The following is a 14,226-nucleotide window of genomic DNA, read 5'->3' on the forward strand; positions in this document are numbered from 1 at the left end:
GCGACGTGGATAAAAAAGAGATATTTGAATCAGTAAGTAATATGGAAACACAAATTGGCCATCTTTACCAACAGCTCGGGGAATTAAAGCAGCATTTAGCCGAAATACTAGAAGAGAATCACTATTTAAAACTAGAAAATGAACATCTAAGACGCCGTTTAGATGTAACCACGGACAAAGAAAAAAAGGATGAGAAAGTTAAAAAAGGGACAACTTCTCGTGTGTCTGCCGGAGATCGGACTTTAGATATCGGAGAAGGCTATGATAATCTTGCTCGTCTGTACCAAGAAGGATTTCACATTTGTAATCTTCATTTTGGAAGCTTACGTAAGGAAGGCGATTGCTTATTTTGTCTCTCCTTTCTTAATAAGAAATAACATGAAGAGGTTGACTCAGGTCAGCCTCATTTTTTTACATATTATTTAGAGGTGTATAGTGATGGTTATATTAAAGGGTGATGAGCGGCTCGATTACTTGCTTGCAGAGAATCTAAGGATTATTCAAAGTCCTTCCGTTTTTGCTTTTTCGCTCGATGCGGTTCTGCTTGCTCGATTTGTGTATGTCCCGATACAAAAAGGGAATATCATTGATCTTTGTAGTGGAAATGGTGTTATTCCATTATTTTTAAGTGCCCGTACAAAGGGGAATATTGTCGGTGTAGAGATTCAAGAACGTCTTTATGACATGGCAGTAAGGAGTATTGAATATAACAATCTTCAGGAACGTCTGCAGATGATTCATGGTGATATAAAAGAAATGCCAAAACAATTGGGTTATGGAAAATATGATGTCGTTACCTGCAATCCTCCCTATTTTCTAACTCCATCAAAAGAAGAAATAAATCCAAATGAACATCTGGCGATTGCCCGTCATGAGATCCTATGTACTCTTGAAGATGCGGTGAAGGCTTCGAGTCAGCTGGTGAGACAGGGTGGGAAGGTAGCGTTTGTCCATCGTCCAGGAAGGCTGATGGATATCATTACGGTCATGCGACAGTATCGCCTTGAACCGAAGCGCATCCAGTTTGTTTATCCAAAGCAGGGAAAAGAGGCAAATACATTATTAATTGAAGCGATTAAAGACGGCAGTCCAGATTTAAAAATACTTCCTCCCTTATTTGTTTATAATGAAGAGGGGGAATACACAGCAGAAATTAGAAAGATTTTATATGGAGAATAGTAAGGGGTTGTGGTTAGATGTGGCAGCAAAAGAGTTTTGAGAACGAGGCGCAAAAAGGAATACTTTATCTTGTTCCAACACCAATTGGCAATCTTGAGGACATGAGTTTTCGTGCTGTAAGGATTTTAAAGGAAGCGGATTTGATTGCTGCAGAGGATACAAGAAATACAAAGAAATTATGCAATTACTTTGAAATTCCAACCCCAGTTGTCAGCTATCATGAGCATAATAAAGAATCAAGCGGGGAAAAGCTTATCCATAAAATCAAGGAAGGCATGAAAATTGCTTTGGTGAGTGACGCTGGTATGCCGGCAATTTCAGACCCAGGGTATGAGCTTGTAGAGGCTGCAATCAGTGAAAAGGTAACGGTAGTACCATTACCAGGAGCTAATGCAGCCCTCCCAGCATTAATTGCCTCAGGACTTACCTGTCAGCCCTTCTATTTCTATGGATTCTTAAATCGAAGTAAAAAAGAAAAGAAATCTGAATTGGAGAGCCTAAAGAAACAAACAGGAACTCTAATTTTTTACGAGTCGCCGCATCGACTTAAAGAAACCTTAACCGTAATGTATGAAATTCTCGGTAATCGTAAAGCGGCTATTTGCAGGGAATTAACGAAAAAATTTGAGGAATTTATAAGAGGAAACTTATCTGAAGTATTGGAATGGGCTCATCAGGATGAAATTCGCGGTGAATTTTGTTTGATCATTGAAGGTGCGGATGAAAGTAAACTAAAGGAAGAAGAAAGTTCCTGGTGGGAAACCTTGTCGATTGAAGAACATGTAAATCACTACATAAATGTAAAAGATATTCCATCAAAAGAGGCAATTAAACAAACAGCGAAAGATCGCAGCATAAACAAACGTGAGGTGTACCAGGCGTACCATATCGACCAATAATCATAAAAAAAGCTTCTCCTGATCTAGGAGGAGCTTCATTTATATTATTTTACTAATTCAAATTGGCTTTTGATTTCATTTACTAGCTGTTCTGCACCTTCGCGGCTAAGTATTAACTTTCCGCCAGCAAGTGCTAAGTTATCATCAGAAACTTCACCAGTAACTTGGCAAGTCATATTAGGCTTGTATTTCTTTAAGATAATGCGCTCATCATCAACGTAGATTTCAAGTGCATCTTTTTCAGCGATACCAAGTGTTCTTCTTAATTCGATTGGAATTACTACACGACCTAATTCATCAACTTTACGTACAATACCTGTAGATTTCATTTTAATAGCTCCTCTCTTATTTAACCTAGTAATTTATTTCTCTATCAATTCGTCATTATTCGACATTATTTTTATAAATTTATAATACCAGCCATTCCCATTTTCGTCAATTATTTTATAGTAAAAAATACTGGCAAATATTATCATTTTACAGGAATGTTGATATACCAATGTATAATGAATGACCATTCAGGTGAAACAGGTTTTTAACATTATTGTTGCGTTTTATATTAGAATTTTAATGTCTTTGTAAAATTCGACAAAAAACTACAATAATCAACTATTTCATTAATATAAATTTCGCAGAGGTTTTATTTTTTTGGGGGGGAGGTTGAAAAATGATAAAATTAATCTACCATTAATAAATGGGCTTTATTGCACAATTATTGATTTTTGGGTATATTTTGATGATATAAGAGGATGAAAAAAGGTAATAATGTTTTAATAGAAATGTCGATTGTTTACTATTAGGAGGGTATCAAATGCAAGAAAAATTAAAAACCTTTTATCTCACCACTCCGATTTATTATCCGAGCGGAAATTTACATATTGGCCATGCTTATACCACTGTAGCAGGGGATGCAATGGCACGCTATAAAAGGATGCGCGGTTTTGATGTTATGTATTTAACAGGAACAGACGAGCACGGGCAAAAGATCCAGCGCAAAGCAGAGGAAAAGGGGATATCCCCGCAGCAGTATGTTGATGAAATTGTAGATGGAATTAAGGATTTATGGAAAAAGCTTGATATCTCTTATGACGATTTTATTCGAACAACGGAAGAGAGACATAAGCAAATTGTCGAAAAGATTTTTGCTAGACTGCTTGAACAGGGGGATATCTACCTGGACAAGTATGAAGGCTGGTATTGTACACCGTGCGAATCCTTTTATACTGACCGTCAGTTAGTTGAAGGAAATTGCCCTGATTGCGGCAGAGGCGTAGAAATTGTCAAAGAAGAATCCTACTTTTTTAAAATGAGTAAATATGTCGATCGACTGTTGCAATACTATGAAGAAAATCCAGAGTTTATCCAGCCAGAATCACGGAAAAACGAAATGATTAATAACTTTATTAAGCCTGGTTTAGAGGATTTAGCCGTTTCGAGAACGACCTTTGATTGGGGAGTAAAAGTACCAGGAGATCCAAAGCACGTCATTTATGTTTGGATCGATGCGTTATCTAATTACATTACTGCCCTCGGTTATGGAACAGAGAATGATAGTAAATATTTGAATTACTGGCCTGCAGATGTTCATCTTGTTGGGAAAGAAATCGTTCGTTTCCATACTATTTATTGGCCGATCATGTTAATGGCTTTGGATCTTCCACTTCCTAAAAAGGTGTTTGCTCACGGCTGGCTTTTAATGAAAGACGGAAAAATGTCTAAATCAAAGGGAAATGTAGTGGATCCTGTTACATTAATTGACCGCTATGGCCTTGATGCCCTTCGTTATTATCTACTAAGAGAAGTGCCATTTGGGGCTGACGGTGTTTTCACACCAGAAGGTTTTGTTGAAAGAATTAATTTCGATTTAGCCAATGATTTGGGTAACTTATTAAACCGTACTGTTGCGATGATTGAGAAGTATTTCGATGGCATTATTCCAACTTATTCGGGTTCTACGGGTGAATACGATGAAGCTTTGCTTCAAGTAAACCGAGAAACAGTCTCGAAATATGAGGAAGCCATGGAGAAAATGGAATTTTCAGTTGCTTTAACATCCATTTGGCAATTAGTTAGCCGTACCAATAAATATATTGATGAAACACAGCCATGGACATTGGCAAAATCAGAAGAAGGCAAGGATGAGCTGGCAAGTGTAATGGTGCATTTAGCTGAATCATTAAGAAGAACAGCAGTACTGCTTCAGCCATTCTTAACTGTGACACCGAATCGTATTTATGAACAGCTGGGTGTTAACAACGAAGACCTTAAAACATGGGATAGTTTAGCAGGTTTCGGTGCTATTCCAAGCGGAATGAAGGTTTCTAAAGGAAATCCTTTATTCCCGCGCCTTGAAATTGCAGATGAAGTAGAATTTATCCGCGCTAAAATGGGAGGTTCAACTCCCGTTGCTGAGGAGAAGCAAGAAGAAAAGCAAGCCGAAAAGCCAGAGGAAATCGCTGAGATTGCTATAGATGACTTCATGAAAATTGATTTGCGAGTAGCAGAAGTTATTCAAGCTGAACCTATTAAAAAGGCAGATAAGCTGTTAAAGCTTCAGTTAGACTTAGGCTATGAAAAACGTCAAGTCGTTTCAGGTATTGCTCAATATTATAAACCTGAGGAGCTAGTTGGAAGGAAAGTAATATGTATTACAAACCTTAAGCCGGTGAAACTGCGTGGTGAATTATCACAAGGAATGATATTAGCAGGATCACAAGATGGGGCTTTGTCGCTTGCCACAGTTGACCAAACATTACCTAACGGCTCGAAGGTTAAGTAGAATTTTTGAATGGAAATGTTCCACGTGAAACAAATTTCGTGGCATTTCCATTTTTTCTTTCCATGTTCGACAGGAAATTGTGATGAAAAACAAAAAAGGAGATAGGTTCATGTTATTTGATACGCATGTACATTTAAACGCTGAACAATATGAGGAAGATCTTGAGGATGTTATTCAACGTGCCCAAGAAGCAGGAGTATCCCATATGGTTTGTGTGGGCTTTGACAGACCGACTATAAAAAGAGCCATGGAGCTTGCTGTAAAGTATGACTTTATCTATGCCTGCGTAGGCTGGCATCCGGTAGACGCTATTGATATGACAGATGAGGACCTGATTTGGATTGAAGAACTAGCTGCCCATCCAAAAGTAGTCGCAATCGGAGAAATGGGACTAGATTACCATTGGGACAAGTCTCCAAAGGATATCCAAAAAGAGGTATTCCGAAAGCAAATTCAGCTGGCCAAGAAGGTAAAACTTCCAATTGTTATCCATAATCGGGAAGCAACAGCAGATATTGTAGAAATTTTACAGGAGGAGGGTGCAGCAGAGGTTGGAGGAATTATGCATTGCTTTAGTGGAAGTCCTGAAGTTGCAGTAGAATGTCTAAAAATGAATTTTTACATTTCACTTGGCGGTCCTGTTACGTTTAAAAATGCTAAAAAACCCAAAGAAGTGGCAGGCGTGGTTCCAATAGAAAAACTGCTGATTGAGACCGATTGCCCATATCTTGCTCCTCATCCGTATCGCGGAAAACGCAATGAACCAGGATATGTAAAGTTAGTTGCAGAGCAAATTGCTGAAATCAAAGGGATATCCTTTGAAGAAGTTGCAGAAATAACCACTGCTAATGCGAAAAAATTATTCGACATAAACTGATAGACAAGCTTGTCGAAGTAAATAGAAGCTTGTCCGAATTTTTTACTATAACTTAAAGTTCTACACGTCTCCTTTTCCTCATAGGATAACCGTGTCGATAAGTTTCCCTTTGCAAATTTCCCAACTATATGCATAATAGGAAATACGTTCACAACAAATGCAAGGGTTGACAGCCGACAGCATGGTTCTCAATAATCTCTCCGAGAGAAGGAGGCGTTTTTCATCGTATTCAAAAACATGAAAAACCTGTTTTCCAAGTCTTTGAGTAGTAAAAGGTTGGCGATCACTTTTGCTAGTTTTGTAGTTTTAGCAGCACTTCTTGGTTTTTCATACTATGAAGGATCTAAGAAAACGTTAGCACTGACTCTTAACGGACAGCAAAAAGTAATAAAAACGCATGCCAATACAGTTAAGGAAGTATTCGCACAACTGGAAATACCGCTCAACTCAAAAGACTACTTGTCACCTTCAGCTGACGCTAAGGTGAAAGACAATCAAAAAATTGTCTGGAAGCAAGCAAAGCAGGTTCAAATTGTCCAAGACAACGAGAAAAAAACGATATGGACAACAGCAGGTACAGTCGCTGAACTACTAAAAGAACAACAAATTGTATTGAACGAACAGGATGAAATTTCACCAAAACCGCAGGAAACGATCAAAAGCAAGATGGATATTCGCATTAAATTCGCTCTTCATCTTACACTAGTTGACGGCGGGAACGAGCAGCAGGTATGGTCCACTTCGGCTACGGTCGCTGACTTTTTAACACAACAGGGTATTAAACTTAATGAATTTGACCGAGTTGAACCGTCATTATCAGAGACATTGCAAAAGGATGGCGTTATTAATGTCATTCGCGTAGAAAAAGTCACCGATGTAGTGGAAGAACCAATTCAATTTGCCGTTATCACAAAGAAGGATGAGGGCTTAGAAAAAGGAAAACAAATAACTGTTAATGAAGGCAAACAGGGACTTGTTTCGAAAGAATATGAAGTCATCTTGGAAAATGGTAAAGAAGTTTCAAGAAAATTAATTGGTGAGCAGAAACTTAGAGAAAAACTCGATAAAGTTGTGGCTGTCGGAACGAAGGAATTAGATATTCAAGTTTCCCGTGGAGCAGAAACTGGAACTGAGTTTTATGTTAATACTACTGCCTATACTGCCTATTGTAACGGCTGTTCAGGAACAACAGCTACGGGATTTGATCTGCGTGCTAACCCAGGTGCAAAAGTAATTGCAGTCGACCCGCGAGTTATTCCCCTGGGGACGAAGGTTTATGTGGAAGGCTACGGCTATGCTGTAGCAGCTGATACTGGCGGTGCCATAAAGGGACACAAGATTGATGTTTTTTTTCCAACAAAGGCGGAGGCTTTCCGCTGGGGAGTCAGAAAGGTAAAGATAAAGATATTACAATAAGCTTCATGCTGCAGAGGTGTAATCAGCCTCTGCATTTTGCTTTTTCTCAAATATTCTTTATACTTACATCGAACACATCAAGCTATTTACTAAATAATATGAATGCATTTGTTAATATAGACGATGGACATTACAAAAATGTTTCATTTTTTTTTCAATATATTTTATCTTTTTATCATTCATGTGCGGAGGAAATAATGAAGATTAAGGAATTCATTGTGGTGGAAGGAAAAGACGATACCACCACAATTAAACGAGCAGTTGATGCAGACACGATTGAAACCAATGGTTCTGCAATTAATGAAGAAACCATCGAAAAAATAAAAAGAGCACAAGAAACAAGAGGGGTTATCATCTTTACAGACCCTGACTTTCCAGGAGAAAAAATCAGAAAAACGATTGCGGAAAAAGTACCCGGTGCAAAACATGCTTTCCTGCCGAAAGAAGTAGCGATCGCTAAAAACGGAAAAGGTCTTGGCGTGGAACATGCTTCTCTAGAGGCGATAAGGAACGCATTAAAAGACGCGCAAACCATGTCAGAGACCATCCAAGAGGAAATCACACAAGAGGATTTAATTATGGCCGGACTCGTTGGAGGACCAGGTTCAAAAGAACGCAGGATCCTGTTGGGAAAACTTTTGAAAATTGGTTATACCAATGGGAAACAATTATATAAAAGATTAATGATGTTCCAAATCAGCAAGCAGGAATTTGCAGAAGCCCTTGCGGTTGTGACACAGGAGGAAAAAAATGAATAAAGACATTGCTACCCCGATTCGTACACGTGCGATACTTGAAAAATATGGATTTTCTTTTAAGAAAAGTCTGGGTCAAAACTTTTTAATTGATACAAATATCTTACATAGAATTGTTGATTTTGCTGAATTAGGCGACCATTCAGGGGCGATTGAAATTGGCCCCGGTATTGGAGCTCTGACAGAACAGCTTGCCCGCAGGAGTAAAAAAGTTGTTGCTTTTGAAATTGACCAGAGATTATTGCCAATATTGGCGGATACTCTTTCACCATATGAAAATGTAAAAGTGATACATAAAGACATACTGGAGGCCGACGTTCAGGAAGTCATAGAAACAGAATTTACAAATACCGATGACCTTATGGTTGTGGCCAATCTTCCTTATTACGTAACGACTCCGATTATAATGAAACTCTTGGAGGAACAAATCCCAATTCGAGGCATCGTGTGTATGCTTCAAAAAGAGGTCGCAGACCGCATTTCAGCAAAGCCGGGGACAAAGGAATACGGATCACTTTCCATCGCTGTACAGTACTATACAAAGGCGGAGACCGTTATGATTGTCCCGAAAACAGTCTTTGTTCCACAGCCAAATGTAGATTCGGCTGTCATTCGCTTAACAAAAAGGGAAGAACCAGCGGTTATCGTAAAAGATGAAACGTTCTTTTTCCAAGTAACACGAGCAAGTTTTGCCCAAAGAAGAAAAACGTTACTAAATAATTTGACCAGCCAGCTTCCGGATGGAAAACAAAAGAAGGAAGAAATCATCAGTGCACTAAACGCAGCTGGTATTGAGCCGACAAGAAGAGGGGAAACCCTGTCTGTTCAGGAATTTGGCCGTTTGAGTGACGAATTGCTTCACTATTTCCAATAGACCTTTATGGTCTATTTTTTTTGGCTTTAGGAGGCCATTCACAAAATCATGTGTAGCTGCATAGCCTAACACAGAGAAACTTTATTTGGAAGGCCTATATGCTGGTCTAATTGGAGTGACAGCAGTGAATATAAAGAAGATGGATATTGTCGGCAGACGGTCCTATAACTGTGATATTCTATTCCGAGTCATTGATATTGAAACACTAAATGGCCAGAAATTTGCAATCCTATATGGTGAGGATATTCGTTTGATGGCAGATGCACCTTACGAGGATTTAGTAGTGATAAATCCAAATGTAAGGTCAAAAATCGTACAGCAATACAAAACCCTTGAGGAGCAATCCTTCCGTTTATTTGCACAGGACGTTGATTTACTAAAGCAAAGGCAGGATTATGAAGCAACCGGCGGTTATGTTCAGCCCGCCAATTACTTTCAAATGCCAGGTAAGGTTCTTCATTTAGATGGAGACTCTGATTACTTACAAAAGTGCATGACTTTATACGAGAAAATCGGTATTCCTGTCTATGGCATTCATTGTAATGAAAAGGAAATGCCAAATAAAATTGGTGGTTTAATCGATCAATACCGTCCTGATATTTTAGTCATTACTGGCCATGATGCCTATTCAAAGGCGAAGGGGAAGATAACAGATATTAATGCATACCGCCATTCGAAACACTTCGTCCAAACCGTCAAGGAGGCACGCAGGAAAATACCTCATTTAGATCAACTCGTCATTTTTGCAGGTGCCTGTCAATCACACTTTGAGTCCTTGATACATGCAGGAGCAAATTTTGCTAGTTCCCCATCACGAATCAATATACACGCACTAGACCCTGTTTATATCGTTGCGAAGATCAGCTTCACGCCGTTTATGGAAAGTATCAATGTTTGGGATGTATTACGAAACACACTTACAGGAGAAAAAGGACTGGGAGGCATTGAAACTAAAGGAGTTCTACGAACAGGAATGCCTTATAATCCTGTCCAGGAAGAAGAGTCATAAGTCTTTAGGAAAAAAATAAAGGCTTTTTTTTTTTATATACACATAATCCGCCCTTGTTAAGGAAACTATAATGATTGTTGAAAATTAGGAGAAAAAGTAGAAGAAAAGATATTGACAATCTTTTTGTCGGACTGATATAATTTTATGTTTTTATTTGACAAGGACTATGTCAGTGTGATATACTTTACACAGTGAGGTGGACCGAATGCCAAAAACCTTAGCCGATATCAAAAAGGCTCTTGATTCAAATTTAGGGAAAAGATTGTTGCTCAAGGCAAACGGAGGACGTAGAAAAACAATCGAACGATCAGGCGTATTAGCCGAAACGTACCCTTCGGTTTTTGTAATCGAGTTAGATCAAGAAGAGAATTCATTTGAACGAGTTTCATACAGCTATGCTGATGTACTTACTGAAACGGTTCAAATAACCTTCTATGAAGATGCAGCAGGAAACATAGCTTTAAGTTAGAATATAGGGCAATTTTTAAGGCAGAAAATCATCCGATTTTCTGCCTTTTGCTTTTTATAAATGGCTGTGTTAGAGATATTTTTGACTTTGTAACTAAGTTGATTTGTGCGGAAGGCGCGAGACTCCTCGAAAATGCTATCGCATTTTCTTCGTGCGTGGGCTGATTCAGGATGTAAAATTCAATGTCCTGCGGGAGGACGGGGCAGGGGAGACCCCGCAGGCGCTTTAGCGCTGAGGAGGCTCCACGGACCGCCCGCGGAAAGCGAAGCGCATGGAGCACAAATCAACGGACCAATTTAACACAGCCAAATAAAAAACTAATGAAAAAATCTCCTAATACCATACTAATAGTGCCGTGAGTGTAAAAAAGGGGTTGTTTAGATGGCAAGAAGAAGAGGTGTAATGTCTAGTCAATTTAAAGAAGAACTAGCAAAAGAGCTAGGTTTTTACGATGTCGTTCAAAAAGAGGGCTGGGGCGGCATCAGAGCTAAGGATGCAGGGAACATGGTGAAAAGAGCAATCGAACTAGCCTCAGAGCAGCTGATCAAAAACAACAGAAACTCTTAAAACAGGCTGTTCGCAGTCAGTAAATTTAAACGCAGCACTGCGCTTCTCATGTTTAAACAAAACAAACACCACGGTAAGGCCAGAGGGTAGAATCCCCCTGGTCTTTAAATATTGCTCTTTTCAGAAATACTGTTGATAAAATCGGTAATTGTTGAATCAAAGGTATGTAAAAGAGTTCTTGCAGGTCTCATTCGGACAAGGCAAGCCCAAAAAAAGCGGAAGCTGTCCAAATACCGGTCTCATTTGGACAAGGCAAGCCCAAAAAAGGCCGAAGCTGTCCGAATACCGGTCCCATTCGGACAAGGCAAGCCCAAAAAAAGCGGAAGCTGTCCAAATACCGGTCTCATTCGGACAAGGCAAGCCCAAAAAAGGCCGAAGCTGTCCGAATACCGGTCCCATTCGGACAAGGCAAGCCCAAAAAAAGCGGAAGCTGTTCGAATACCGGTCTCATTCGGACAAGGCAAGCCCCAAAAAAAGCCGAAGCTGTCTGAATGAAGGTCTCATTCGGACAAGGCAAGCACTAAAAAAGCCAAAGCTGTCCAAATACCTTTCTCACAAGGAAGGATTGAAAAAATACTAAAAGAACAAACATTGCGAAAGCAGCGTTAAATATTATTAATAGACTTTTTTCCTATCAGAAGTTTTGTGGTAAAATAGGAAAAAATATATGAACGATAGAAGTGTAGGTGTGCGTAGTGAAGCTTTTAGTAAAAGCACCAGCCAAAATCAACTTATCCTTGGATGTTTTATATAAGCGTCCGGATGGTTTTCATGAAGTTGAAATGATCATGACGACGATTGATTTGGCGGACCGGGTTGAACTAACATTATTAGAACAGGATAAAATACATATTCTTTCACATAACCGTTATGTTCCTGATGACCAAAGGAACTTAGCGTTTCAAGCAGCACAATTATTAAAGGACCGATACCAAGTTAAAAAAGGGGTCCAAATAACAATCGAAAAAACAATCCCTGTTGCGGCTGGACTAGCAGGGGGCAGCAGTGATGCGGCTGCAACCCTTAGGGGCCTTAATAAATTATGGGAACTCGGTTTAACGTTGGACGAATTAGCTAGTCTTGGTTCGGAAATAGGATCGGATGTATCATTTTGTGTGTATGGAGGCACAGCTTTAGCGAGGGGCAGAGGTGAGATGATTACTGACCTTCCTGCTCCGCCAACATGCTGGGTCATTTTAGCAAAACCGTTTATTGGTGTTTCGACAGCGGAGGTTTACCGCCGTTTAGATTTAAATGGAATGAAGCACCCTAAAATTGATGAGATGGTCAAAGCCATTCAAAACAATGACTATCAAAGTGTATGTGAAAATGTCGGAAATGTCCTGGAAGATGTTACATTAAAACTTCATCCAGAGGTAGCGCAGATTAAGGAGCAAATGAAGCGTTTTGGTGCGGATGCGGTACTGATGAGCGGAAGCGGACCAACCGTTTTTGGGATTGTCCAGCACGATTCAAGAATGCATCGAATCTATAACGGGCTGAGAGGATTTTGTGACCAAGTATTTGCTGTAAGGATGCTCGGTGAACGACACACTCTTGATTAAAAACGTACGTTAGTGATATCCTATAAATAGAATATTCGTCTTTTTGGAGGATTGCTATGAAGTTTCGCCGCAGTGAACGATTGATTGATATGACGAGCTATTTACTTGATCATCCGCGCCAACTGGTACCGCTTACCTTCTTTGCTGAACGTTACTCTTCTGCGAAATCTTCAATCAGTGAAGACTTAGCTATTGTTAAGGAGACCTTTGAACAAAGAGGAATTGGAACGCTGCAAACAGTACCTGGTGCGGCGGGTGGAGTGAAATTTTTTGTAAATGTAAGTGATGAAGAGGCAAGACCATTTGTGAATGAGTTATGTTCGCTAATTGAACACCCTGACCGTCTTTTACCAGGAGGCTACTTGTATTTAACTGATATTTTGGGTGACCCATCCGTTGTCCAAAAAGCAGGCCGGATTATTGCGTCAGCTTATGTGAATACTAAAATCGATGTGGTCATGACAGTAGCTACAAAAGGGATTCCTCTTGCTTATGCTGTAGCGAGTCAGTTGAATACACCTGTTGTGATCGTAAGACGAGATAGTAAAGTAACGGAAGGTCCAACTGTGAGCATTAACTATGTTTCTGGATCTGCCAAAAGAATTCAAACGATGGTTCTTTCAAAAAGAAGTTTAGCTCAGGGCTCCAGGGTCTTGATTGTCGATGACTTTATGAAAGCAGGCGGAACAGTAATGGGAATGATCAGCCTGCTGGAAGAATTTAATGCCCAAGTAGCTGGTATAGCCGTTTTAGTTGAAGCCGAAAAAATTGAAGAACGACTCGTTGATGAATACAAATCACTGGTTAAGTTAACGGATGTGGACGTAAAAGAAAAGAGAATTCAGGTTACAGAAGGTAATTATTTTAAACGCAGAACGGAGGAATAGTATGAAAGTTGTTCAAACAAATCAAGCGCCTGCCGCTATAGGACCATATTCTCAAGGAATTATAGTAAATAATCTTTTTTATAGTTCTGGTCAAATCCCGCTTACTGCAGAGGGAGTTATGATCGAGGGCGGTATAAAAGAACAGACTCATCAAGTTTTTAAAAATTTGGATGCCGTGCTCACAGCTGCAGGGGCTTCGTTTGAAACAGTCGTGAAGGCTACTGTTTTTATTAAAAGTATGGATGACTTTGCAGCAATTAATGAAGTCTATGGTGAATATTTCTCAACCAATAAACCGGCGCGTTCTTGTGTAGAGGTAGCAAGATTACCGAAAGACGCATTGGTGGAAATTGAAGTCATTGCGCTCGTGAAATAATCGAGCGTTTTTTTATTTTATTCTATAACCACTATATTTAACACTGAAATATCTGACTTTTAAAAATGTTCACCATTTTGTCTAAAATATTTTTAAAATATTTAATAGATTAAGAAGGATTTACTAGAAACCATGTTGAATTAATAACACTAGCTTTTTAACATAAGAAAAGGGTGTGAGCACATGGAAGTAACAGACGTAAGATTACGCCGTGTTAACACGGATGGCCGTATGAGAGCGATTGCATCAATTACATTAGACAATGAATTCGTTGTTCATGACATCCGCGTTATTGACGGCAACAATGGTTTATTTGTCGCTATGCCAAGTAAACGTACTCCAGACGGAGAATTTCGTGACATTGCGCATCCAATCAACTCTGGTACGCGAGGAAAAATTCAAGAAGCTGTACTGGCTGAGTACCACCGCTTAGGTGAATTAGAAGTAGAGTTTGAAGAAGCCGGAGCTTCCTAGAAAGTAGTATTCAACTAGAGCCTACTACACAAGTAGTGCTCTTTTTTTATTTCTCCCCCATACATCCTCCTGTTGTTTCCTTCTAATTTTTTCAAAATAA

The 14,226-nt window shown here is 39.4% G+C and carries 16 protein-coding genes; 15 read left to right on the forward strand and 1 reads right to left on the reverse strand.

Annotation, left to right across the window (positions count from 1 at the left end; all coding sequences use genetic code 11):
* Window positions 1–5 precede the first annotated feature (5 nt).
* The 3 genes from yabA to rsmI all read left to right on the forward strand — a co-directional run bounded on the left by yabA (window position 6) and on the right by rsmI (window position 2,078).
* Complete coding sequence (gene yabA / locus ACIQAA_RS30350; protein ID WP_179603579.1) at window positions 6–377, forward strand: DNA replication initiation control protein YabA; 372 nt, start codon at window positions 6–8, stop codon at window positions 375–377.
* A gap of 61 nt (window positions 378–438) precedes the next feature.
* Window positions 439–1,179, forward strand: a complete 741-nt coding sequence (locus ACIQAA_RS30355) for a tRNA1(Val) (adenine(37)-N6)-methyltransferase (protein WP_402627068.1) — start codon at window positions 439–441, stop codon at window positions 1,177–1,179.
* Window positions 1,180–1,196: 17 nt separating this feature from the next.
* On the forward strand, window positions 1,197–2,078 hold the full coding sequence (gene rsmI, locus ACIQAA_RS30360; RefSeq protein WP_402627071.1) for a 16S rRNA (cytidine(1402)-2'-O)-methyltransferase: 882 nt from the start codon (window positions 1,197–1,199) through the stop codon (window positions 2,076–2,078).
* A gap of 44 nt (window positions 2,079–2,122) precedes the next feature.
* Here rsmI and ACIQAA_RS30365 read toward each other — a convergent pair whose 3' ends face one another.
* Window positions 2,123–2,413: a transition state genes transcriptional regulator AbrB gene (locus ACIQAA_RS30365; protein ID WP_174524443.1), complete on the reverse strand. Its 291-nt coding sequence runs from the start codon at window positions 2,411–2,413 to the stop codon at window positions 2,123–2,125.
* A 476-nt stretch (window positions 2,414–2,889) separates the two neighbouring features.
* Here ACIQAA_RS30365 and metG point away from each other — a divergent pair, with 476 nt between their 5' ends.
* The 12 genes from metG to spoVG all read left to right on the forward strand — a co-directional run bounded on the left by metG (window position 2,890) and on the right by spoVG (window position 14,126).
* Entirely contained in the window at window positions 2,890–4,857 is a 1,968-nt protein-coding gene (gene metG, locus ACIQAA_RS30370) for a methionine--tRNA ligase (protein ID WP_402627074.1), read from the forward strand.
* A 109-nt stretch (window positions 4,858–4,966) separates the two neighbouring features.
* Entirely contained in the window at window positions 4,967–5,734 is a 768-nt protein-coding gene (locus tag ACIQAA_RS30375) for a TatD family hydrolase (protein ID WP_402627077.1), read from the forward strand.
* Window positions 5,735–5,971: 237 nt separating this feature from the next.
* A complete protein-coding gene (locus ACIQAA_RS30380) occupies window positions 5,972–7,150 on the forward strand; it encodes a ubiquitin-like domain-containing protein (protein ID WP_402627079.1) in 1,179 nt (392 codons plus the stop codon).
* 197 nt (window positions 7,151–7,347) lie between these two features.
* The gene (gene rnmV / locus ACIQAA_RS30385; protein WP_402627082.1) at window positions 7,348–7,908 is read left to right on the forward strand and encodes a ribonuclease M5; all 561 of its coding nucleotides are present in this window, start codon (window positions 7,348–7,350) and stop codon (window positions 7,906–7,908) included.
* On the forward strand, window positions 7,901–8,779 hold the full coding sequence (rsmA, locus tag ACIQAA_RS30390; protein ID WP_402627085.1) for a 16S rRNA (adenine(1518)-N(6)/adenine(1519)-N(6))-dimethyltransferase RsmA: 879 nt from the start codon (window positions 7,901–7,903) through the stop codon (window positions 8,777–8,779). The genes rnmV and rsmA overlap by 8 nt, the downstream gene beginning before the upstream one ends.
* Window positions 8,780–8,903: 124 nt before the next feature.
* Window positions 8,904–9,788 carry a sporulation peptidase YabG gene (yabG, locus tag ACIQAA_RS30395; RefSeq protein WP_483874198.1) on the forward strand — a complete coding sequence of 295 codons (885 nt, stop codon included), beginning with the start codon at window positions 8,904–8,906 and terminating at the stop codon, window positions 9,786–9,788.
* 205 nt (window positions 9,789–9,993) lie between these two features.
* Window positions 9,994–10,257, forward strand: a complete 264-nt coding sequence (gene veg, locus ACIQAA_RS30400; RefSeq protein ID WP_132097037.1) for a biofilm formation stimulator Veg — start codon at window positions 9,994–9,996, stop codon at window positions 10,255–10,257.
* A gap of 381 nt (window positions 10,258–10,638) precedes the next feature.
* A complete protein-coding gene (locus tag ACIQAA_RS30405; protein WP_402627088.1) occupies window positions 10,639–10,824 on the forward strand; it encodes a small, acid-soluble spore protein, alpha/beta type in 186 nt (61 codons plus the stop codon).
* Between the two features lie 695 nt (window positions 10,825–11,519).
* The gene (gene ispE, locus ACIQAA_RS30410) at window positions 11,520–12,389 is read left to right on the forward strand and encodes a 4-(cytidine 5'-diphospho)-2-C-methyl-D-erythritol kinase (RefSeq protein ID WP_402627091.1); all 870 of its coding nucleotides are present in this window, start codon (window positions 11,520–11,522) and stop codon (window positions 12,387–12,389) included.
* 56 nt (window positions 12,390–12,445) lie between these two features.
* Entirely contained in the window at window positions 12,446–13,276 is an 831-nt protein-coding gene (purR, locus tag ACIQAA_RS30415; protein ID WP_402627093.1) for a pur operon repressor, read from the forward strand.
* A 1-nt stretch (window position 13,277) separates the two neighbouring features.
* Window positions 13,278–13,652 (forward strand): 2-iminobutanoate/2-iminopropanoate deaminase, encoded by a 375-nt coding sequence (gene ridA / locus ACIQAA_RS30420; RefSeq protein WP_402627095.1) that lies wholly within the window; start codon window positions 13,278–13,280, stop codon window positions 13,650–13,652.
* 183 nt (window positions 13,653–13,835) lie between these two features.
* On the forward strand, window positions 13,836–14,126 hold the full coding sequence (gene spoVG / locus ACIQAA_RS30425) for a septation regulator SpoVG (RefSeq protein WP_003347151.1): 291 nt from the start codon (window positions 13,836–13,838) through the stop codon (window positions 14,124–14,126).
* Window positions 14,127–14,226 lie beyond the last annotated feature (100 nt).

Source organism: Neobacillus sp. NPDC093182, from assembly GCF_044754045.1.

Bases quoted from the DNA above. Each gene is read 5' to 3' on its own strand.
- rsmI (WP_402627071.1), top strand. From the start codon at position 1,197: ATGTGGCAGCAAAAGAGTTTTGAGAACGAGGCGCAAAAAGGAATACTT.
- ACIQAA_RS30405 (WP_402627088.1), top strand. From the start codon at position 10,639: ATGGCAAGAAGAAGAGGTGTAATGTCTAGTCAATTTAAAGAAGAACTA.
- spoVG (WP_003347151.1), top strand. From the start codon at position 13,836: ATGGAAGTAACAGACGTAAGATTACGCCGTGTTAACACGGATGGCCGT.
- ACIQAA_RS30380 (WP_402627079.1), top strand. From the start codon at position 5,972: ATGAAAAACCTGTTTTCCAAGTCTTTGAGTAGTAAAAGGTTGGCGATC.
- rnmV (WP_402627082.1), top strand. From the start codon at position 7,348: ATGAAGATTAAGGAATTCATTGTGGTGGAAGGAAAAGACGATACCACC.
- metG (WP_402627074.1), top strand. From the start codon at position 2,890: ATGCAAGAAAAATTAAAAACCTTTTATCTCACCACTCCGATTTATTAT.
- ridA (WP_402627095.1), top strand. From the start codon at position 13,278: ATGAAAGTTGTTCAAACAAATCAAGCGCCTGCCGCTATAGGACCATAT.
- veg (WP_132097037.1), top strand. From the start codon at position 9,994: ATGCCAAAAACCTTAGCCGATATCAAAAAGGCTCTTGATTCAAATTTA.
- rsmA (WP_402627085.1), top strand. From the start codon at position 7,901: ATGAATAAAGACATTGCTACCCCGATTCGTACACGTGCGATACTTGAA.
- ACIQAA_RS30355 (WP_402627068.1), top strand. From the start codon at position 439: ATGGTTATATTAAAGGGTGATGAGCGGCTCGATTACTTGCTTGCAGAG.
- ACIQAA_RS30375 (WP_402627077.1), top strand. From the start codon at position 4,967: ATGTTATTTGATACGCATGTACATTTAAACGCTGAACAATATGAGGAA.
- purR (WP_402627093.1), top strand. From the start codon at position 12,446: ATGAAGTTTCGCCGCAGTGAACGATTGATTGATATGACGAGCTATTTA.